This window comes from Nostoc sp. (genome assembly GCF_036917975.1).
Classification (GTDB): domain Bacteria; phylum Cyanobacteriota; class Cyanobacteriia; order Cyanobacteriales; family Nostocaceae; genus Nostoc.
In genome coordinates this window covers 16,796-36,669 of the sequence record NZ_JBALEJ010000095.1, presented here as the reverse complement: position 1 = coordinate 36,669, position 19,874 = coordinate 16,796, and the positions used below count along the sequence as shown (strand labels likewise).

General features: G+C 42.8%; 17 protein-coding genes. 6 read left to right on the top strand and 11 right to left on the bottom strand.

Annotated elements, in window-relative coordinates; genetic code table 11:
* Nucleotides 1-80 precede the first annotated feature (80 nt).
* A complete protein-coding gene (locus tag V7K76_RS29450; RefSeq protein WP_334777377.1) occupies nt 81-836 on the top strand; it encodes an amino acid ABC transporter ATP-binding protein in 756 nt (251 codons plus the stop codon).
* A gap of 71 nt (nt 837-907) precedes the next feature.
* Here the strand turns inward: V7K76_RS29450 and V7K76_RS29445 are convergent, their stop codons facing one another.
* Together V7K76_RS29445 and lipB are read right to left on the bottom strand one after the other, a co-directional pair.
* Nucleotides 908-1,108, bottom strand: coding sequence for a hypothetical protein (locus V7K76_RS29445; RefSeq protein ID WP_179068660.1), 201 nt, complete (start codon nt 1,106-1,108; stop codon nt 908-910).
* Between the two features lie 170 nt (nt 1,109-1,278).
* Nucleotides 1,279-1,959 (bottom strand): lipoyl(octanoyl) transferase LipB, encoded by a 681-nt coding sequence (gene lipB, locus V7K76_RS29440; RefSeq protein WP_442936189.1) that lies wholly within the window; start codon nt 1,957-1,959, stop codon nt 1,279-1,281.
* A 635-nt stretch (nt 1,960-2,594) separates the two neighbouring features.
* Between lipB and hpf the strand changes: the two genes are divergently transcribed.
* Nucleotides 2,595-3,239 (top strand): ribosome hibernation-promoting factor, HPF/YfiA family, encoded by a 645-nt coding sequence (hpf, locus tag V7K76_RS29435; RefSeq protein ID WP_334777376.1) that lies wholly within the window; start codon nt 2,595-2,597, stop codon nt 3,237-3,239.
* A 200-nt stretch (nt 3,240-3,439) separates the two neighbouring features.
* On the opposite strand, the gene V7K76_RS29430 is transcribed toward hpf, so the two are convergent.
* Entirely contained in the window at nt 3,440-3,898 is a 459-nt protein-coding gene (locus V7K76_RS29430) for a peroxiredoxin (protein ID WP_334777375.1), read from the bottom strand.
* A gap of 118 nt (nt 3,899-4,016) precedes the next feature.
* On the opposite strand from V7K76_RS29430, the gene V7K76_RS29425 reads away from it, so the two are divergent.
* The 4 genes from V7K76_RS29425 (at nt 4,017) to V7K76_RS29410 (ending at nt 7,073) form a co-directional block, all read left to right on the top strand.
* Nucleotides 4,017-5,144 carry an acyltransferase family protein gene (locus V7K76_RS29425; protein ID WP_334777374.1) on the top strand — a complete coding sequence of 376 codons (1,128 nt, stop codon included), beginning with the start codon at nt 4,017-4,019 and terminating at the stop codon, nt 5,142-5,144.
* 290 nt (nt 5,145-5,434) lie between these two features.
* Nucleotides 5,435-6,133 carry a CAP domain-containing protein gene (locus V7K76_RS29420; RefSeq protein ID WP_334777373.1) on the top strand — a complete coding sequence of 233 codons (699 nt, stop codon included), beginning with the start codon at nt 5,435-5,437 and terminating at the stop codon, nt 6,131-6,133.
* Between the two features lie 305 nt (nt 6,134-6,438).
* Entirely contained in the window at nt 6,439-6,711 is a 273-nt protein-coding gene (locus V7K76_RS29415) for a hypothetical protein (RefSeq protein ID WP_334777372.1), read from the top strand.
* Nucleotides 6,708-7,073, top strand: a complete 366-nt coding sequence (locus V7K76_RS29410) for a clan AA aspartic protease (protein WP_334777371.1) — start codon at nt 6,708-6,710, stop codon at nt 7,071-7,073. The genes V7K76_RS29415 and V7K76_RS29410 overlap by 4 nt, the downstream gene beginning before the upstream one ends.
* 101 nt (nt 7,074-7,174) lie before the next feature.
* Here V7K76_RS29410 and V7K76_RS29405 read toward each other — a convergent pair whose 3' ends face one another.
* The 8 genes from V7K76_RS29405 to V7K76_RS29370 form a co-directional block, all read right to left on the bottom strand.
* The gene (locus V7K76_RS29405) at nt 7,175-7,360 is read right to left on the bottom strand and encodes a hypothetical protein (RefSeq protein WP_334777370.1); all 186 of its coding nucleotides are present in this window, start codon (nt 7,358-7,360) and stop codon (nt 7,175-7,177) included.
* Nucleotides 7,361-7,497: 137 nt separating this feature from the next.
* A complete protein-coding gene (locus V7K76_RS29400) occupies nt 7,498-8,880 on the bottom strand; it encodes a carotenoid oxygenase family protein (protein ID WP_334777368.1) in 1,383 nt (460 codons plus the stop codon).
* 71 nt (nt 8,881-8,951) lie between these two features.
* Complete coding sequence (locus V7K76_RS29395) at nt 8,952-9,401, bottom strand: RpiB/LacA/LacB family sugar-phosphate isomerase (protein WP_334951353.1); 450 nt, start codon at nt 9,399-9,401, stop codon at nt 8,952-8,954.
* A 297-nt stretch (nt 9,402-9,698) separates the two neighbouring features.
* Nucleotides 9,699-11,285: an efflux RND transporter periplasmic adaptor subunit gene (locus tag V7K76_RS29390; protein ID WP_334777365.1), complete on the bottom strand. Its 1,587-nt coding sequence runs from the start codon at nt 11,283-11,285 to the stop codon at nt 9,699-9,701.
* 416 nt (nt 11,286-11,701) lie between these two features.
* Nucleotides 11,702-11,875 (bottom strand): hypothetical protein, encoded by a 174-nt coding sequence (locus V7K76_RS29385; RefSeq protein ID WP_334777363.1) that lies wholly within the window; start codon nt 11,873-11,875, stop codon nt 11,702-11,704.
* Between the two features lie 783 nt (nt 11,876-12,658).
* Nucleotides 12,659-13,948, bottom strand: a complete 1,290-nt coding sequence (locus V7K76_RS29380) for a glycosyltransferase family 4 protein (RefSeq protein WP_334777362.1) — start codon at nt 13,946-13,948, stop codon at nt 12,659-12,661.
* Nucleotides 13,949-14,592: 644 nt separating this feature from the next.
* Nucleotides 14,593-17,229 carry an EAL domain-containing protein gene (locus V7K76_RS29375; RefSeq protein WP_334777361.1) on the bottom strand — a complete coding sequence of 879 codons (2,637 nt, stop codon included), beginning with the start codon at nt 17,227-17,229 and terminating at the stop codon, nt 14,593-14,595.
* A gap of 611 nt (nt 17,230-17,840) precedes the next feature.
* A complete protein-coding gene (locus V7K76_RS29370; RefSeq protein WP_334777360.1) occupies nt 17,841-19,625 on the bottom strand; it encodes a ShlB/FhaC/HecB family hemolysin secretion/activation protein in 1,785 nt (594 codons plus the stop codon).
* Nucleotides 19,626-19,874 lie beyond the last annotated feature (249 nt).

Genomic DNA, 19,874 nt, shown 5'->3' with positions numbered 1-19,874 from the left:
TCTCTCCCTCTGCGCTCTCTGCGCCTCTGCGGTAGCCTGAAAACCTTATAATCAACTGTAGAGCAGCTTGTACATAAGTAATGAACAATACCATCCCCGCAATTATTTTTGACAATATCGAAAAAAACTTTGGTTCCCTAAAAGTTCTCAAAGGAATCACCGGCGAAATCAACCGGGGAGAAGTCGTTGCAGTTATCGGTTCTTCTGGCTGTGGTAAAAGCACCCTACTACGCTGCTTCAATCGCCTAGAAACCATTGACAACGGGCGTTTAATCATCAACGGAATCAACTTATCTAGGCCCACTGTCAACTATAGCCAACTGCGACAACTGCGAACACAAGTAGGCATGGTTTTCCAGCAATTCAACCTGTTTCCCCATCTCAGCGTCCTAGAAAATATGACACTCGCACCTCGGAAAGTATTGGGTAAAACACCGAAAGAAAGCGCCCAACTAGCGAGATTATATTTAGAAAAAGTTGGCTTATCTGAAAAAGCCTCTGCTTATCCCGAACAACTTTCTGGGGGACAAAAACAACGCGTAGCGATCGCCCGCAGTTTATGTATGAATCCCCAAGTTATGCTATTTGACGAACCCACCAGCGCCCTAGATCCTGAACTCGTCGGCGAAGTTTTGCAAGTGATGCAGCAATTAGCCGCAGAAGGGATGACAATGGTGGTTGTCACCCATGAAATGCAGTTTGCAAAAGAAGTAGCCCATCAGGTGATATTTTTAGATAAAGGTATTGTGACAGAACAAGGTCCAGCTTACGAAGTACTGACTAATCCTCAAAGCGATCGCCTACGTATTTTCCTCAGTCGCCTCAACGTTAGATAGTTAGGAGTTAGGAGTTAAAGGCTTCTTTTGCACTCATAACTCAGCACTCATAACTCAGCACTCAGCACTCATTAAAGGTACTCGCGTAAGAATTCAAAGGGATCATCTTCCCAACAAGGTTCAGGTATCAGCCAAAACAAACTACCACTGATGTCGGCTTCAATTTCATCACCGTCGTCTCTATCAAATAGTTCTATCAAAGCTGTCCAATCACGTTCTCTCAGAGACGTTAATGATGGGGCATATACCTGGAGATTATTTGAGTAATTCACGCGCAAAATTGTGCTTTACAACTGTAAAAAGTTAGTATAGAAATTTGTAAATAATTAAATTTTAGCTTCGAGAATCGCAGTTAAATAGTTATTTTCATACTATTAAATATTGACTGCTCTCACAAGTGTCTCACAATTTAAATCAGACTACTATAGTATTTCTTACATAATTACTCAGGCTGGAAAAATTCTTGAGGTTGAGATTCGACTAATTCCACACCAAAGACTTCCGCAAAAGACTGTGCTACATAAAAACGCACTTCTTGGCAGGTGATACCTGGAATCCATTCGGCTAAACTGCCTACAGGTTTATCAGAAATACCGCAGGGTACAATGCGCTCAAAGCCTGTCATATCTGGACAAACATTTAATGCAAAGCCGTGCATAGTAATCCAACGGCTGACTTTAATCCCAATAGCTGCAACTTTTCGCCCTTGTAACCAAACGCCAGTAAAAGCCGGAATTCTTTCGCCTTGCAAACCATAAACTGCCAAGACGCGAATTATTACTTCTTCGAGTTGCCGTAAATACCAATGAAGGTCTTTACGATAACTTTGCAGATTTAAAATTGGATAGCCTACCAATTGACCGGGACAATGGTAAGTAACCTCGCCGCCTCGTTCAATTCGACGCACATCATATTGACTTTTGTCAATATCAAATTTGAGAAAATCTGAGTTGCTTCCTTGTCCGAGAGTGTAGACAGGTGGATGCTCTAGTAAAATTAACACGTCATCTAGGCTAGGGTCATGGATGCGCTCGGTGAGGAGCGATCGCTGCCATCCATGAGCTTTTAAGTAAGGCATTAATCCTTGGTTATAGAGCAAACAACGGTTTTTGTGTGATTTCATACTATGGATTATGCCGAAAATCAACTGTAATAAGGACTAAATATATTTCAAGTTACAGGATTAGAATCAACAAATATTAAGCTTTGCAAAGGATTTTAAAGGAAAGTCAAGGGAACCTGCATTAGAAAATACAAAGTGCTAGCTTGAATATTAACCTCAATAGGTTTTTAGGAGGAATTCTCTGCAATAAGCATCATGCCATGATGATCAAGACGAATGCACTGGCTGATGATTCTCATAAAATAAATTGTTTGCATTTCAAACAGAATCAAACTTCCACAAAGACTTGTATTATTTAACAACAGCAAGCAAACTCCAACCGAACACAGAAGGAGTAACTATCAACAGTTCTGTAAGCGTTGCTTTAAAGAAGAGGGTACTCAGGGAGCTACCATTCAGATTGCCTCACCCAAGAGTTCTAAGTGGATATCGAATTGGATATCAGCGCAGAGATAAGGAGGTAAATCAAGGGTATACTTGACAAAAACTCAAATGCAGGAAGCTGAGAGACAGCTTACCAGCACTATATACAATATAGTTCACAATTTGTTTTGGCGGGAATAATAAACCTTACCGCAACTTCTTTTCATACAAAGCAAATTCACACATCCAAATATTCAGTGGGAGAGTATTACATGAAGCTTGTCATCCACAGCAAAAATATTGAAATCACCGATGCGATTCGTGAGTATGTACATCAAAAGATTGAAAAAGCAGTTAGTCACTTTCAGAGCCTTACAAATGAAGTGGATGTGCATCTTAGCGTCGCCCGGAATCCCCGAATTAATACAAGACAAGCAGCTGAAGTAACTATTTATGCTAATGGTAGCGTGATCCGTGCCGAGGAAAGTAGCGAAAACCTATACGCCAGTATTGACTTAGTTGCAGATAAAATTGCCCGTCAACTGCGGAAATACAAAGAACGACGCCAAGACCAGAAAACTCATGCTTTACCAACAGAAGTAGTTGTTGCAGAGTCGATAGTAACAGATTTAATTGGCGATCGCACCCCCGAATTACCCAACGAAGTCGTCCGCACCAAATATTTTTCCATGCCGCCGATGACCCTTGCAGAAGCCCTGGAACAACTGCAACTTGTGGGACACGATTTTTATATGTTCCACAATTCTGAAACTGGAGAGATTAATGTAATTTACGAACGCAACCACGGCGGTTATGGCGTAATTCATCCCCGCAATGGTAACGGTCATACTAACGGCAAGAATGGCAAGGCAAGCCACGCTAATATTGTCATGCCGGAAAAGTCGCATTCTAAATAGGAATGGGGAGTAGGGAGTAGGGAGTAGGGAGTAGGGACTGGGGACTAGGGACTGGGGACTAGGGACTAGGGACTAGGGACTAGGAGAGAGTTTCCCAGTACCCAGTACCCAGTACCCAGTCCCCAGTACCCAGTACCCAGTCCCCAGTACCCAGTACCCAGTCCCCAGTCCCCAGTACCCAGTACCCAGTCCCCAGTACCCTATTTCGCAATCTGTTGCAAAGTTTTCAGTGCTTCCTCAACATGACCTTTAAAGTTAAACATTGAATCAAACACGTATTGCACAACTCCCTGTTGGTCAATAACGTAAGTAACGCGACCAGGGAATAAGCCAAAGGCTGCTGTTGCACCATATAGCTTTCGTACTTGGTCGCCTTTGTCAGTTAATAGAGTAAAAGGTAGATTGTATTTCGCAGCAAATCGCTGGTGAGATTCACTGGAATCAGCACTGACACCGACAACTTCAGCGCCAGAGGTTTTAAATACCTCATACTGATCGCGAAAGGCGCAAGATTCCGCCGTACATCCAGGTGTGTCGTCTTTGGGATAAAAATATAAGACAACAGCTTTGTTGCCGCGAAAGTCTTGGAGGCTTACTGTTGAGCCGTTTTGGGCAGGTAGAGTGAAATTAGGAGCGGTATCTCCAACTTTGATTGGCATAGCAAATAGTGGTAATTAATTAACAAAATTTTACCTTGTATCCAAGTTTATAAATTTTGCTTGATTACCTGCATCAAGGGGAGTAGCTTAGATACTCATCTAACACAAAATTCCGCTTATGCGCCTGACTTCATTGGATGTTTTTCGTGGCATTACAATCGCGGCGATGATTCTCGTCAATATGGCGGGTGTCGCAGATGATGTATATCCTCCCTTAGCCCACGCCGATTGGCACGGTTGCACACCAACTGATTTGGTCTTTCCCTTCTTTCTGTTCATTGTCGGTGTAGCGATGACTTTCTCGCTGTCAAAATACACCGAAGGTAATAAACCAACCTCAACTGTTTACTGGCGGATATTGCGCCGCGCTGCCATTCTCTTTGTCTTAGGATTGCTACTAAATGGCTTTTGGAATCAGGGTGTTTGGACTTTTGATTTGAGTAGCATCCGCATTATGGGAGTGTTGCAGCGCATTAGCCTTACTTATCTGCTGACTTCTCTAGCTGTTCTCAACCTTCCGCGTAAAGGTCAATGGATACTTGCAGTAGTTTTACTCATCGGCTACTGGTTAGCGATGACGTATTTACCAGTGCCCGAATACGGTGCGGGAGTTTTGACGCGGGAAGGTAATTTCGGTGCTTATGTTGACCGCCTGATTATTCCCCAAGCACATTTATACAAGGGTGATGGTTTCAAATTCATGGGAGATCCAGAAGGACTCTTCAGTACTATTCCCGCTATAGTAAGTGTCCTCGCTGGCTACTTCACTGGTCAATGGGTACGTAGTCAACCAGTACAGTCACGCACAAGTATAGGTTTAGCATTATTTGGAATTGGTTGCTTAATTATCGGTTGGGCATGGGGGTGGACATTCCCTATTAACAAAAAGCTGTGGACAAGTTCTTATGTGTTCTTTAGCTGCGGTTGGGCATTACTGTTGCTAGCAGCTTGTTATGAATTCATCGAAGTCCGGTTGATGCGTCGCTGGAGTAAACCTTTTGAAATTATGGGCTTAAATGCGATCGCTCTTTTCGTTGCATCAGTTTTGTTGATTAAAATCTTAGTCAAAACCACTATTGGCGCTGGCAAAGACGCTCCCACTACCTACAATTGGATTTACCAGAATTTTTTCGTATCTTGGGCAGGGGCGTTGAATGGTTCCCTGTTATTTGCCCTAGTCACCGTGTTGTTGTGGTGGGCTGTTGGGGTTCTAATGTATCGCCAACGCTGGTTTCTGAAAGTGTAAATTTGCAAGCAGGCATCAGAAATAAAAAAGATTTTGGTTATTATTTACGTTTATTGTTATTAATGTTACAACAGGTATTAAGTGATAGATTTGTAACACCTTAGGAACAAAGGCAAGCACAACTTTATCTATAATTACTGGCGCGTTAATCTGCGCTTTCTTTGGCAACTCATTTAAGTTCTTGATATCGTTTCTAACATTGGAAGCTTCCACAGATTTATCTGTGCGTTGAAAACTCTTATTTCTTCTAATTCACTAAATTAATCCATAGAAAAATTGTGAGGTAATGTATGCGTCCCATGAAATTTTGGGTATTTTTGCCAATTGCCTTGATATTGGGCTGCTCAAATCAACTGCTTCAATCTAACCCCTCTGTAGCCAACCCTAATCCAGCAGTACAAACTAGTCCAACTTTGTTAGCAAAGGCGAGTTATCTTTCACCATTAGAACAACAGGTAATTGTTGAGACAAATAAGGTCAGAACAAATCCCAAGTCATATCTCCCGATTCTGGAAAATTATAGAAAACGCTTTGAGGGGAACCGAGTCAAAATTTCTAATAATACTTATTTGCGAACTCAAGAAGGAGTTAAGGCAGTTGATGAAGCGATCGCATTTCTCAAATCAGCACGTCCTATAGGAGGCTTGAGTGCATCAAAGGGTATGTCTTTAGGAGCAAAAGACCACGTTAAAGACCAAGGCCCAAAGGGTGTTACAGGTCATGATGGTAGCGATGGTAGCAACCCTTTTACTCGCATCAACCGCTATGGTAAATGGCAAACAACCGCAGGTGAAAATATCAGTTATGGGCCAAACACCGCTCAAGATATCGTTATGCAATTAATTATTGATGATGGTGTGCGCGATCGCGGTCATCGAAAAAATATTTTTAACGGCGCTTTCAAAGTTTCTGGTGTTGCTTATGGAACTCACAAAGCATACAGAACAATCTGTGTGATTGACTACGCTGGTGGCTATGAGGAAAAATAACTTGAAGTAGGGAATGGGGAAATCGGGGAGAAAAAACGAAAGTAAAGGATACTGTCAAAATTATCCTAAACTGAATAATTTTGCGATAAGATCCCTGACTTCTTTGAGAAGTCGGGGATCTTAGTCTCTCGATTTTTACAACTCATTTAGGATCGCTATAATGACTTCGATTTCCCCCCGGCTTGAAGCCGGGAGATAAGTTAAGAATAGTTAATATATTTCTAAGTTGAGCAACTTCGAGGTTCAGAGGTTCAATATTGAGGCGCTACAATGCTTTAAGAAGCACAAAACTAGGTGTAATTGTAATGCAATCAATTTTCTGGAGTGTAGAAGAAGTAGCCCTAAGAGCTAAACAGTTTTACGAAAACGGTATTCGTCAAAATGTCGAGTGTGTTGACAATATCGGCAAGATGATTGTGATTGATGCAGAAACGGGTGAATATGGGATAGATCCAACTGGTGTAGAGACAGCGTTAAAGTTAAAACAGAAAAACCCTAATGCTAGATTGTTCACCATCCGAATTGGTTATGATGTTGCTGTCAGTTTTGGTGGTGCGATGGAGCGTACTGCTGAATGATTCATGGCAAAGTAATTAATGGTAGAGTAATAATTCCAGTGGTTTTTCGCTTCCCTTTGCAACCAGATTTTTCTCTAGATTTTGTCATTGATACTGGATTTAATGACCATCTAACTTTACCACCACAGGCAGTCAGTGCAATGAATCTTCCCTTGTATTCTAGTACTGAAGCAAGGTTAGCTGATGGTAGTCAAGCTTTATTATCTATACACTTGGCAACAATTTTATGGGATGGTATAGAAAAATTAGTTCCAGTTTTAGCTGCTGGTTATAAACCAATACTTGGAACTTCTCTGATGGCAGGATATCATCTAGAAATAGATTTTCAAGACAATGGTTTAGTTTCTCTAGAAAAACTCTAATCGAGAAGTTCTTGTTTGTATTGGTTAAAGTTGTGTGTTTGGAGATTTTGACCGGAACAGTCTAAAGTCATGTTCCACTTTACAGAGGTGAGCAAATTTTACTACATGCTCACTGCTGTAAATTCAAGAATAGTTAGATATATTTCTAAGTTGAGGTTAAAAGGTGCAATTTCGAGGTTCAGAGGTGCAACTTCGAGGTTTAAAGGTGCAACTCCGAGGTTAAAAGGTGCAACTTCGAGGTTCAAAGGCACAACTCCGAGGTTCAAAGGTGCAACTTCGAAGTTCAAAGGCTCAACTCCGAGGTTCAAAGGTGTAACGTTGAGGTTCAAAGGTGCAACGTTGAGGTTCAGAAGCGCAACGCCGAGGTTCAAAGACGCGATAAATCGCGTCTATTGTTTTAACCGAATAGTATTGTCTACCTAACTTATTCCCCTACAACCCAAGCACCATGAAACCCATAAGGCACTCGTTGAGGAATTATCACCCGCGCTACAGGTTCAGCAGTTATATCTTGGGCATTCACCACTACTAATTCTGAAGTATCTTCACCCTCATCATGGACGAAAGTTATAAGCCAACCATCATCCTCAGCCGTTGCACCAGGACGCGGCGCAAACACGGCTTCACCGCCATAGCGTCCTTCTCCAAATTCATGGGTTTGGGACTTTCCATTGCTGAAGTCATATTTGATGATACCTTCAAATAAAGGTAGGGGATTGTTTGCCGCTTTATTACTGTAGCCATATCGGGTTTTCCGCCCCAATAGGTTTTCGTTGACGCGAGGAAATTCGGAAGCTACATCATCCAACATTTCTTCACGCACTGTCCCCGTGCTGAGGTTAAATCGCCACCGATGTAAACGAGGAATATTTGCTTCTGGGTCGGGTTGCGAATCATTTAAACCCAAAACATTAGTAGAACTCATGCGACAAGCAATCAGCACTACTTCGTCTCCATCTTCGTAGGCGTTGAGGGTATGGAAGACGTAGCAAGCGGGACTCTCAAACCACCGGATATTACTGTTGTCACCGTGACGTGGTAAAATTCCGAAGCGACTGGAGCGATCGCGCTCAAACATCATTACAGGTTCTCCCCGTTGCGCTCTTTCAAGGTTAAAAGTCAGGGGCAAATCCATGAAAATCGTGTAGTTTTCAGTGATGGCAAAATCGTGCATCATCACCCCTATTGGCAACTCAATTGGCACTGTCCGTAACAGTTCGCCTTGTGCTGAAACTACACTATATTGCAGGTACGGTGGCACAAACAAAGAATAGCCAAAGAAGATCATTTCCCCTGTCACTGGGTCTACTTTGGGATGGGCTGTGAAGGGAGAAACCAGTTTGTCATTGTAGGTATACTCGCCAATGGTATCTAATTCAGGCAGCTTGATGGCGTGAGGTTTACCCCCCTCGTTCAGCGCTAACATCTGACCAGCGTGCCACACTAAGGCAGTGTTGGCGGTATTTTTGTAAGCGCCGTGAGGATTATCCATTTGCGGTGGTTCTAATAATCCACTCCAAATAGCCTTACCCGCTTCTCGTTCTTTTTTCCATCCGGTTGTCTGGACGTAGCGGTTACGATAAGTGGCTACGCCGTTGCTAATTTGCACACAATGCAACATCCCATCTCCATCAAACCAGTGATATTCACCGATGGGTGTGCATTGAGGGTTAGGGCCATTCCGTACAAACATCCCCGATAATTCAAGGGGTAATTCACCGATGACTGACAATTTGTCGGTGGTGATTTCTTCATGGATTGGAGCGAAGTTGCGATCGAGATAGGGATTGACTGCTATTGTTACCATTGTCCTGAATTAACTGTAAATTTGGGTTTGCCATTATGCTGATTGTGGAATTTTTGCAATCGGTCTACCAATTAAACCTTTTCTTCTAGCTGTTTAATTCGTTTGATTTGCAAGAGGTTCCACTCATCTTCAGAAAAAGGTGTGCTAAACCAGGTATCTAATATTTCTTTAGCGATCGCTTCTGTAGTTGCACGTAAACTTAATACAAGAACGTTCGCATGATTCCAGATGCGGGCCCCGCGTGCCGTCTCAGCATCATGGCACAATGCTGCACGTATCCCAGAGACTTTGTTGGCGGCAATAGATGCACCCGTACCAGTCCAACAAAAGACAATTCCCTCATCTGCTTTCTGGGTTACTACCGCCGAAGCAACTTTACTACAGCTAACAGGCCAATCGATTTCAGGATCATTTTCGGCTAGGGAACCAAAGAGTATAACTTCATGCCCACGCTGCTTAAGTTCTGCCAGTACCCTATCAGTAAGGTTGGTGCGTTCATCACTGCCAATAGCAATTTTCATGCATTCCCCTTTGAAATTAGTCTTCCCCATCTCCTCATACTACGATGTTTATAGGGGGAGCATCTCAACGAAAGCAAAAATACCAGGCGATTAGAAAGAGACTGTTGGCGAATTAATCGGGGGTCTAACCCATCATTCCTCATTACTCAGATTTCAGTCCGTTTCAACGGACAGTAGCTATTAGCCCGAAATTTATTTCAGGGCGGGAAAGTAACGCCAAAGCAATGTTTTAGGGGTGAGGAGTCAAACCCAGCGTGAATTGACTCCGTGCTTAACTCCCTCATCTCTCCTATTCAGCTAAGGCTTCTGACTACCCGCTTCTTCTGGTGCAGGCTTGATGGGAGCGCCATTGGTTATGTTGAGAATACCGGAAACAACAATTTTGTCCCCAGCCTTTAATCCGTCAAGAACTTGATAATTATTTCCCTCAATAACTCCCAATTTCACAGATTTTTGTTGAGCTACTAAAGATGGTGCTGGCGCTCCAGATTTAGGCTTTTCCTGTGGTGCTTGAGCCACAAACACAAAAGTCTCCCCACCCAAACGAGATACTGCTGTAACTGGAATTAATATTCCCGGACGTTCATCCCAGATCACTCTGGTTTGCACTGACTGAAGATTAAGCAGTCGATTTCTCAAATTGCCAAAGTTAGCTTTCACCAAAACTGTCTGCGAATCTGAACTGGCATTGGGGGAGATAAAACTGATTTTACCCGTTGCTGTCGGTTTGCCTTGGGCATCTAGCATTTGCACAGGTAAGCCCGAACGCAACTTTTTGGCTTGATTTAGGGGAATGGATATATTCAGTTCTAAAGAGTCATTTTTGGTCAATGTGGTCAGCTGATCCCCTTGTCCCACATACTGCCCTACCTTGACTGGAATATTACCAACAATACCTGTAAAAGGAGCTAGGACTTTTGTGTATTGCAGTTGGACTTGAGCCGACTGGACTTGAGCTGCTGCTTGGCTGACTTGCGATCGCCCTTGGGCAATATCTTCTGGGCGGTTGCCGTTCACCTGCTGCCGATAGTATTGTCTCTGTTGTTCTAAGGCAGCACCCAGCTGTTGGATATTAGCAGTTCTGCTTTTGCGGAGTTGCTCTAAGTTTTTCTGAGCTGCAACCAGCGCCGCTTCAGCACTAGCTTTGTTTTTGAGGTATTCATCTAGGCTATCTTGAGAAGTTGCCCCTTCTTTTGTTAATTGTGCGTATCGCGTTGCTCGTGCTTGTGCTAGTACTAAATCTGATTTGGCGGAATTAACTTGAGCTTCAGCCTGCTGAATTTGCTGTGGTAGCGATCCAGATACGGCATCTTGATATTTTGCTTCGGCTTGATCTAGCTGGGCTTTGGCTTGGAAAACTACTTCTCTTCTAGTCCCCGCTTTGAGTTCAGCAAGATTTGCCTGTGCTTGTTCTAGTGCTGCTTGTCTTTGTCGTAGCAGGGCTTCGGCATCATCACTTTGCAGGCTAATAATGACTTGCCCTTGTTGAACACGCTTGCCCTCGTTGATATAAATCTGGGTAATTCGTCCTTCAACCTGTGGCTTAATTGGTACAGATAGTGGTGCTTCTAAGGAGCCAATAAACTCCGAACTTTCCTGCACAGTTTCAGTTTCTACAGTTGCTAACTTGACAGGAATTGCTGGTTGCCCAGCACCGGCTCCAGCCGCAGGTGCATTGCTAGCGTTATTAGTCTGCCACCAGCGCCAACCAAAACCAACACCTGCAACTAACAGGATAATTCCCAATATCAGGGGCCAACGCCTTTTTTGAGGTCGCTTTGGCGATCGCTGTGGCAATGGTTGCGATTCTTGATTAGGATCGGTAACAGCAGGCTGTTCTACTTCAATCGGAAGGGGAGAGTCAGGGAACTGAGGATTGGACATCTTCGTTTTCTCGTCTTGTGGATTTAGACTTGGGCAATCTACTCTTCGCTAAAAAAGCATTATTTTGAATAGTTTTTTAGCCCTTTTTCTCGATGTTGGTGACAAAATTTTTGGGTATTTGGGCGATCGCTCACGATGTCTAGCACCTAAAACGAACTAACATCATCTAGCACATTATGGTCATTTTGTACATTACTTAACTCCAATCATTTTTTAAATTGTAATTTATAAAACTTTTTTTACTAGTAAAAACTCCGTGCCTTGTCTCAGATAAAAAGCACAATTCATCTTGTTGCAGGAAACCAAATGAAACCCCTGTCTCCTTCAATAGTGAAGTGCTAATACCACGCACAAATAGATTCACAAAAATTTACATGTAATATTTAGAACCTTAGTCTAGTGTGGTAGATATATCGCTAAAACGCAGGATGACGAAATAAAGTGACTTTAGTGAACATAGCAACACAAGCAATTTCTTGCGTTTTAGCTTCGATTAAACCTACCGTTGCAGACACCTCAGTTGTAGTCTTAATAACGGTTGCAGGAATTTTTGCCATCCTTGATGTTAAGTTTTCTCTGAGTGTTTGCAAGCGCTTGCTTGCATTATAACCACATAGTACACGAGATAGTATATAAGTCACAGATGAGTTTATCCTTCTTAAGTCGTAGTGAATACTGATCTTAAGGAAGAAAAGAGTATGGAGCGATGACTTCTCTATGAGACGTTCCCCCTAGCTTGCTTCCCCGTAGGTGTTAGCTGGGCTATGCCTACACTGATTAATTCAGCTTTATTCATCAAGTTATCCTCACCAAGAAAGACGTGCAATCAATTAGTTTTCTCTAGACTCCTATTTTTGAGCAATCTTAACTTCCTACAGTTAGTTCACCCGATCGGTTGATTCGCAACTCACCCGAATGGGTGATTCAATTTATCCAAATTAGGGTATTTGCTGTGTAGACAATCCCCTTCAGGAGTGCTGAGTGCCCAGTGCTGAGTTAAGGGACATCCAAATAAAAAAATATCCAATTAACTCCTGTGGGGTGGGCATCTTGCCCGCCCAGTCGATATGGCGGGCAAGATGCCCACCCCACAATATTGGATAATTTATTTCTTGGAGTTCCCTAAGAAGTGAGATTCTTAACTCTGCACTCAGAACTGGCTCAACGCCCCGCGACTGCTAACGGAATTGTTTTGCCCAATCCCCAATTCCCAATTCCCAATTCCCAATCCCCAATCCCCAGTCCCCAATCCCCTTTAACCGAGTACCGTGGGTTTAAATCCCCCGGTTCAATAACCGGCAAGTTTTGGGTCGGGGTCTAAATCCCCGTCACAAAACTTAATTACGAATTACGAATTACGAATTACGAATTATTTAACCATCCACAACTGATTTATTGGAATCCAATTTCGGAAAAATCCCCATAGTTGATTTGCGGTTAGTAACAATGTCAGAAAGAAGCAACTCATATCGATCGAGTGCTTGTTCCAAGGAATAGTTTTCTTCGGCAAACTGTCTTCCTTTGTTGCCTAGCCTTGCTCCTAGAGCCGGATTAGTATATAAATCATGCACCGCAGCTGCCATTGCATCGGGTGATTCTGGCTCAACAATTATCCCACCACCACTGAGTTCGATCGCTCTAGCAGCAGTACCAGTGGCGGGAACTGAACCCACAATCGGGCGACCACTCGCCAATAGCAACGGTATTTTTGAAGGCATATTGAACGAAATCACATTGCACTTTTGCACAATTAATCCTACATCAGATGCCGCTAGCATTTCGGGTAGTTTTTCTCGTGGCTGCAAAGGTAGCAGCAAAACATTATCTGCTCCATTTAATAGACAATATTCCTGCAACCTTTGTAATGCTCTTGATTCGCCAACGATTACGAAGACAATATCCTTAATATGACGCAAGCAAACTGCTGCTTCTATTACTGTTTCAAGACCTTGTGTTAGAGCAATATTGCCCGAATAAAGGACTACAAATTTATCATCCAGTTGATGGTTAGATATCCAAGAGTTGTTCGCTTTGGGTAAAGGCCGGATGAAATTTAAATTCACCCAATTGGGAATACAAACAATCTTATTAACAGGTACTCCCTTATTCACTAAGTTATCGCCAAATCCATCGGCAATGACACTAATAGTATGTGCAGTCTGATATGCGAATTTCTCTAGGGCTGTAAGAGTTCGGATCATCCACTTGTTTTTCAATAGCCCGATACGTACAGCAGCTTCTGGTAGAATGTCTTGCACATTCAGAACTACTGGGCAGTTGTATAACCAGCCAAATATTGTTGCTGGTAACGTACCTAATAGAGGTGGAATTGTTAAGAGAATCACATCGGGGCGTTCACCTTTAAAGGCTTGGGGTAAGCTGGTGAAAACAAAGCTCAACTCTAGTAACAGCCGATCTACGAGGTTAGGTTTGGATTTAATTCGGAGGTAACTTCGCTCAATAGTGACACCATTGTTTTGTTCAGTAAGATACCACTTATCCCGATACCCATCATAAATTTCGCGCTGAGGATAGTTGGGCATTCCCGTAATCACTCGCACTTCATGACCTCGCTTTACTAATCCTTCTGCCAATTCAGTCATTAACGGGGCAATTCCAATTGGCTCTGGATGATAGTTGTAGGAATAAATCAGAATGTGCATGAGCTATTTTTAAATTGCGTGAATACAGTCTGAGATGATCGGATTTATTCCTTTATAGCCAGCACAGGCTGCTACTTTTATTACTTATTTTAAGTTGTAAGATTGCTTGATTAAAATTGCGTTAAGTAAATGGTAAAAATTAAATCAAACTATGTATTTTGCAATGCAAACTTAATTAAAACAGAATTCAGAATTCAGAATTCAGAATCAATTTAGCGGGGGATTTAGACCTACCACTAATTGTAGACCACAAAATTAAAAATTTGGTGGGGCACTTAAACCCACTTATTCATCTGCCAGTCATACAGAATTCAGAATGAATTCTGACTCCTGACACCTGAATTCTTTTTTGTTAAAAATCAAAACATCAGTATGTGTAAGCAGGTTAGGTTCCTATAGACATAAGCTCTAACAATTTTTGGTGATTATGACAATAGTTGATCTAGTTGTTTCTGAACTAATGTCTAAACTTACACTTGGGGGATTGTAGCATTATATTCACGGTTGTGCATATAACCCTCATTCCGCCTTTTAAACTGGCACAGGAAGTATTTTTAACCAAGTCATAAGTATTGTGTTCATCACACTCAGCACTCAGGACTGAGTGCTGTACATGGATAGCACTCGGAACTCAGCACTCTTCATTAAAGCTTTGTTCGTTTACTTTCGAGGATTTCTGTAGCTTTTTGGACTGAAAGCGGCCGGTAGAATAAAAAGCCCTGTACATCGTCACAGTTGATAGATTTCAAGAACTCCAGTTCTTCTTCCTTCTCTACGCCTTCGGCTGTCAACTTCAATCCCAAACTCTGTCCCAAGGTAACTATGGCCTTGATAATATGAGCTACTTTGGCATCCTGCGTTAAATATTGAATGAATGATTTATCTATTTTCAGATTGTGGAGTGGCAAAAGCTGTAGGCGTGAGAGCGAGGAATGACCCGTACCAAAGTCATCAATGGAGATGTAAACACCCATCTGCTGTAGCTCCTCTAATACCGTTCTGGTAAAATCTAACTCCTCAATGGCTGTGGTTTCCATAATTTCTAATTCTAAAAAGCGCGGCTCCAGACCCGTTTGTTCTAAAACTGTGGCTATAATTTCCACCAATTTGGGTTGGCGGAATTGCTTAAGAGAAAGATTGACAGCAATCATAATGGGTGGCAATCCGGCATCTTGCCATGCTTTATTTTGGCTACAGGCTGTCCGCAGCACCCATTCACCGATGGGGATAATTAATCCACTTTCTTCGACGAGGGGAATGAAGACACTGGGTGCAACCAATCCCATCTCTGGGTGCTGCCAACGCAACAGAGCTTCCATACCAGTAATTTCTCCTGTGGCAATGTTCACGCGAGGCTGATAGTACAGCGTAAATTCATTGCGTTCTAGGGCATAGCGCAAGCTCTTTTCTAAAGTCAGGAATTCAGGATTTTTAGCACTCAGGGAAACACTATAAAATTGGTAGTTATTCCGCCCTTTGTCTTTGGCGTAGTACAAAGCGGCGTCTGCGTGCTGGATTAGGGTTTCGGTGTCAGGGCTATTGTTATCAAGTAACGCAATACCGAGGCTGGCAGTCACATAAAGTTCATGCCCTTGGAGATGAAAAGCATCCTCTAAGGCTTGTAATATTCTGCACGCCACCAAAGTTACCTCTTCAATATCATTAACTCGCGGGAGTAAGATTGTGAACTCATCACCTCCCCAACGGGCTATAGTGTCTCCGCCTCTGAGTGAGTCTTTTAATCTTTGAGAGACGCTTTGTAGCAATTCGTCTCCTAGAGTGTGCCCCAAAGTATCATTAATCACCTTGAAGCGATCCAGGTCGAGGAAGATCACAGCTAAACTTTCGCCATTGCGAGTAGCATTGGGCAGAGTTTTAGTGAGCAACTCGTTAAATAGTAGGCGATTGGGCAACCCTGTCAGCACGTCATGGAGGGCTTGATAGCGAATCTTCTCTTCTACTTGCTGACGCTGCTGTGTAGCAATGATAGTGGCGGCCATGGTCAAAAGGGTAGATTCTTCATGCCTAGACCAATGACGCTCAAAGTTGCAGTCTGCCAAGCCAAGATACCCCCAAAACTCATGTTCTAAGCAAAGAGGCACTAGGAGAAGGGATTTAATGCCATCTCGAATTAGGAATTCTTGCTCGGCGACAGGAAATTTTTGGGTGAGTCCACTAATCGACTGGCCGCTAGAGAGAACTGAGTGCCAACGGTCTAATCCAGAAGCTTGATAAGGCTGATTCTGCCAATGGTGGTGGGTAGATTCAATCAAAGAGTGCGTCCATTCAAACCGTAAGCTGACGGCTATTTCCCCTGTAGCAGGATGAGGATGGTTCTGAAACAGATAGGCACGATCTGCCTGGGCAGCTTCACCCAGTACAGCTAGAGCTAGAGTAATACCAGTTTCGTAATTCATTTCTCCTAACAAATAATTGGCAGCTTCTGCAACTGCCTGTAGCAAGCGATCGCGCTGGCGCAGTTCGGCTGTAACTTGCTTTTGCTCTGTAATATCCCTAACAATAAAAGTTCTAATTAAATCACTTTCAGGAAGGTAGAGTACGGATTGTTCAAAAACTTCTGCGCCTACTTCCACCTCCCGTATAAAAGAATTTTTTTCTAGATTGTTAACCCCACTTAGAAGTCCTGTTAAAATCGGATGTTCTATCCCAACTTCCCGAAGTTTAGGAAACTTGAGAGCTGCGGCTGGATTCAGATAAGTAACTGTTCCCTCAAAATCAATCTCAATAATCGGATTGGGAATAAGTTCAGGGAAGGATGCTAGGCGAGCTAAGGCAGATTCACTAGCTGCTTCAAAGCTGGGATCGATAGCTAAGGTTTGAAAAGGATTGGCAGGATTAGCTTGCCCGGAGAGGAAACCAGATAAGTCTTCAACATCAAAAGATTCAGAAAATGCTTTTTCGGAAATGTTGGAAATAGCGTAATATTTAGCTTGAGCTTGATTGCTACCAAAAGCAATAATATCTCCATGTCTGAGATTATAAGAATAGCATTTAGTACCATTTACAAATAAGCCATTAGTACTGCCTTTGCCCTTGTAGTTGCCATCAATTATTTGGAAGCCATATTGGTCAGTTTCAGGAACAGTTACTCGCAATAAAATTGCATGTTGCATTGATACTGATCGGGAAGCCAAGACAATAGTGTTTGCGGGATGCCGCCCCAGCGAATAAGTATTTTCTCGCAAAGGAATAATTCGCCGCCCTTGCAGGTCTTGAATAACCAACAGGTGGCGTATTTTTTCCCGCTCATTTTCTAGCATGGCTGTTTCTCAAATCCTCATACCTTTATTTCTATGTCTTAGTCTGAAAAATACTACTTACCGAAGTTGAGACTTTAAGGCTAAACTTCTGAGAAATTTTATCAATAAAGATTCTCACCGTTTGCTATCCCCAAATTGGTATGAGGGTGCAAACCAGCCTTTACCTTCATTTTGAATTTTGAATTGATTCATCGCGTCTTTAAAACCCAAAATTGTTGCCAGTAGCCCTTAACCCAAGCGTATTGAGTTATAAACTTTGTCCCTTCGTCTATATCATTCAACCTTGTATTTCTTAGGATACCCAAATTAACAATTCAAAATTCAAGCATTCAAAATTGTTGGTCTAGCCTCTGGTAAAGAAGAAAGCTAGATCAAGAGATTTCAAAACAAAGGGTCTTAAGGGAACTCCAAGAAATAAATTATCCAATATTGTGGGGTGGGCATCTTGCCCGCCTTATGGACTGGGCGGGCAAGATGCCCACCCCACAAGAGTTAATTGAATATTTTTTGATTTGTAAGTCCCTAAACGTCTGATTTTTATTTTTTAATGGCGAGAATCCTCTATTAGCAAAGCTTCTCGTTGAGGTGGTCAAGAGAATGACCCCTAAATTTTAAAAAGGATTATAAAGTAAACTAAAATACAGACCGTTTTCTTGTAATGTTCTGTCATTTGAGTTAACAGATATTAAAGGAATACCCCAGTCAAGACGAACAGTGAAGCGATCGCTCTGTGACCAACGCAACCCCAAACCAACAGCAGCTAAAGTATTAGGATTGGGGTTGTCTCTGCCGGAACTATTCCAGCCAACACCAAAATCTACAAAGGGGACAACCTGTAAAGTGCTATTTATCTGGGGTAAACGCAGAATCGGTACTTGAACTTCCGCAGAAACAAAAGTGCCATTATCCGTTAGCAGGTAATCTTGACGGTAGCCACGAATGCTATCCTGCCCACCTAAGCCAAATTGCTCTAAAGGTAAAAGTGTTCTGGTTGCAAGTTGTGTATTTAAACGAAGTAATAGTAAGGTTTCAGGAGCTAAAAGGCGTACCCACTGTCCTTGCCCTTGCCAAGCAAAAAAGCGGCCATCGGGAGGCTCTTGATTAATGGTGGGATTTAACACATCGATACCTAAGCTAAATTGAGAGCGTAGGGCGATGACTTCATGGCTGTTACGAGAAGTCCATTCTTGAAAAAATCGCAACGCAGATACCTTGGTGCGTCCCTGGTTATCAGCGCCTAAACCGGGGAAAGGTAGTTGTACTCCTTTGATATAGGAGGCTTCACTTTCCCGTCGCGAGGCTGTCAACCCCAAGGCGAATTCTTGCGTAGGAGTTTGAACTATAGGCTGGCGAAATGTCAGTTCGTAATAGCGAGAAGCCGATTGGATATCTAAAGCATTGAAAGGAGGTTCAATGACAGTACTCGACGTAGTGCCATAGTTAAAGCTGAGGGTTCCGTTCTTAGGATTGACTGGTAATGTATAGCTGGCATCAAGGGAGTTGCTACCATCGGTATTAGTGTAAGCTATACCCAGAGAATCTCCCAGTCCTAATAAGTCGGCTTCATTCAATTGTAATCGGCGGCGGAAACTGCCAACACTAGGCGATCGCCCATTATCAAGAACTATTTGGCTACTAAAGGTTTTTGCCTCACTGATCTTGACTTCTAAGAGACTCGTACCCATCCGCGATCCTTCTGAGAGTTCAGCAGTCACTTTTTGAATCAAAGGATTAAGTTGCAAAAGTTGCAGTGCTTCTAATAGACGCTGGCGATTCAGAGGTGGTGATGTCGCTATTGCTAGTCGGCTACGGACATAATTCGGATTCAACCGTCGAGTTCCAGTTACCTGGATACCCTCTAATTTACCTTCGACCACCTGAATCTTGACAACACCGGATTGGATTGTTTGGGGTGGGATATATGCACCAGAGGTAATGTAACCATTTTTGACGTATAGATCAGTGATTTTAGAACGTGCTTGATACACTTCGGTCAGCGAGATCGGTCGTTTGGTAAATTCAGCAGTGGCTTTGGCTAACTCTTGGGCACTAAAGACTGTGCTACCAATAACTTCAAACCGTTCAACAACAATAGTTTGAGGAAAGTTGCCAGGAATTGGTTCCTCTGGTGTGGGAGTTGGGGCAGATGGGGGAAATAGTTCTGCTGGTGGGGGAAGTGGCTGTGGCAATTCAGGTGTAGGAAGTGGGGAAGGTGAGGGTGGTTGGACATCCTGTGGTGGTGGGAGTTTTTGTGACAGGATAAAATTACTAGTTGGTAATTGTGTAGTATCAATAGCCTGGGCTTTCAGTGGACTAGAATATATACTGCCGAGTAATAGAAGCATACTCAGAGGTAAGCAAGACACTATAAGATTCTGGGAATATTTATCAATCATCACACTGGGCTATTTTTTTATCAGTAACTATGGAATTATAAGTAGGTGGGCTTAAAAAGTAAAAAGATAATCCCCCTAAATTTATTTATGGTAAATAATCACGGACGTATTATTTCTCGCGCCCTTCGGGTGACGCTCCTAACGTCGAGAACGCAACGCTTTCACCAGTCGCCTACGGCGGGAAACCCGCCTACAGCGCTGGTTCACTCCTAACTCCTAACTCTTCACTCAGCACTCGGAACTCAGCAC

Coding starts and splice junctions, on each gene's coding strand:
- V7K76_RS29450 (WP_334777377.1), top strand. CDS start 81: ATGAACAATACCATCCCCGCAATTATTTTTGACAATATCGAAAAAAAC.
- lipB (WP_442936189.1), bottom strand. CDS start 1,959: ATGAAATCACACAAAAACCGTTGTTTGCTCTATAACCAAGGATTAATG.
- hpf (WP_334777376.1), top strand. CDS start 2,595: ATGAAGCTTGTCATCCACAGCAAAAATATTGAAATCACCGATGCGATT.
- V7K76_RS29430 (WP_334777375.1), bottom strand. CDS start 3,898: ATGCCAATCAAAGTTGGAGATACCGCTCCTAATTTCACTCTACCTGCC.
- V7K76_RS29425 (WP_334777374.1), top strand. CDS start 4,017: ATGCGCCTGACTTCATTGGATGTTTTTCGTGGCATTACAATCGCGGCG.
- V7K76_RS29420 (WP_334777373.1), top strand. CDS start 5,435: ATGCGTCCCATGAAATTTTGGGTATTTTTGCCAATTGCCTTGATATTG.
- V7K76_RS29415 (WP_334777372.1), top strand. CDS start 6,439: ATGCAATCAATTTTCTGGAGTGTAGAAGAAGTAGCCCTAAGAGCTAAA.
- V7K76_RS29410 (WP_334777371.1), top strand. CDS start 6,708: ATGATTCATGGCAAAGTAATTAATGGTAGAGTAATAATTCCAGTGGTT.
- V7K76_RS29400 (WP_334777368.1), bottom strand. CDS start 8,880: ATGGTAACAATAGCAGTCAATCCCTATCTCGATCGCAACTTCGCTCCA.
- V7K76_RS29395 (WP_334951353.1), bottom strand. CDS start 9,401: ATGAAAATTGCTATTGGCAGTGATGAACGCACCAACCTTACTGATAGG.
- V7K76_RS29390 (WP_334777365.1), bottom strand. CDS start 11,285: ATGTCCAATCCTCAGTTCCCTGACTCTCCCCTTCCGATTGAAGTAGAA.
- V7K76_RS29380 (WP_334777362.1), bottom strand. CDS start 13,948: ATGCACATTCTGATTTATTCCTACAACTATCATCCAGAGCCAATTGGA.
- V7K76_RS29375 (WP_334777361.1), bottom strand. CDS start 17,229: ATGCTAGAAAATGAGCGGGAAAAAATACGCCACCTGTTGGTTATTCAA.
- V7K76_RS29370 (WP_334777360.1), bottom strand. CDS start 19,625: ATGATTGATAAATATTCCCAGAATCTTATAGTGTCTTGCTTACCTCTG.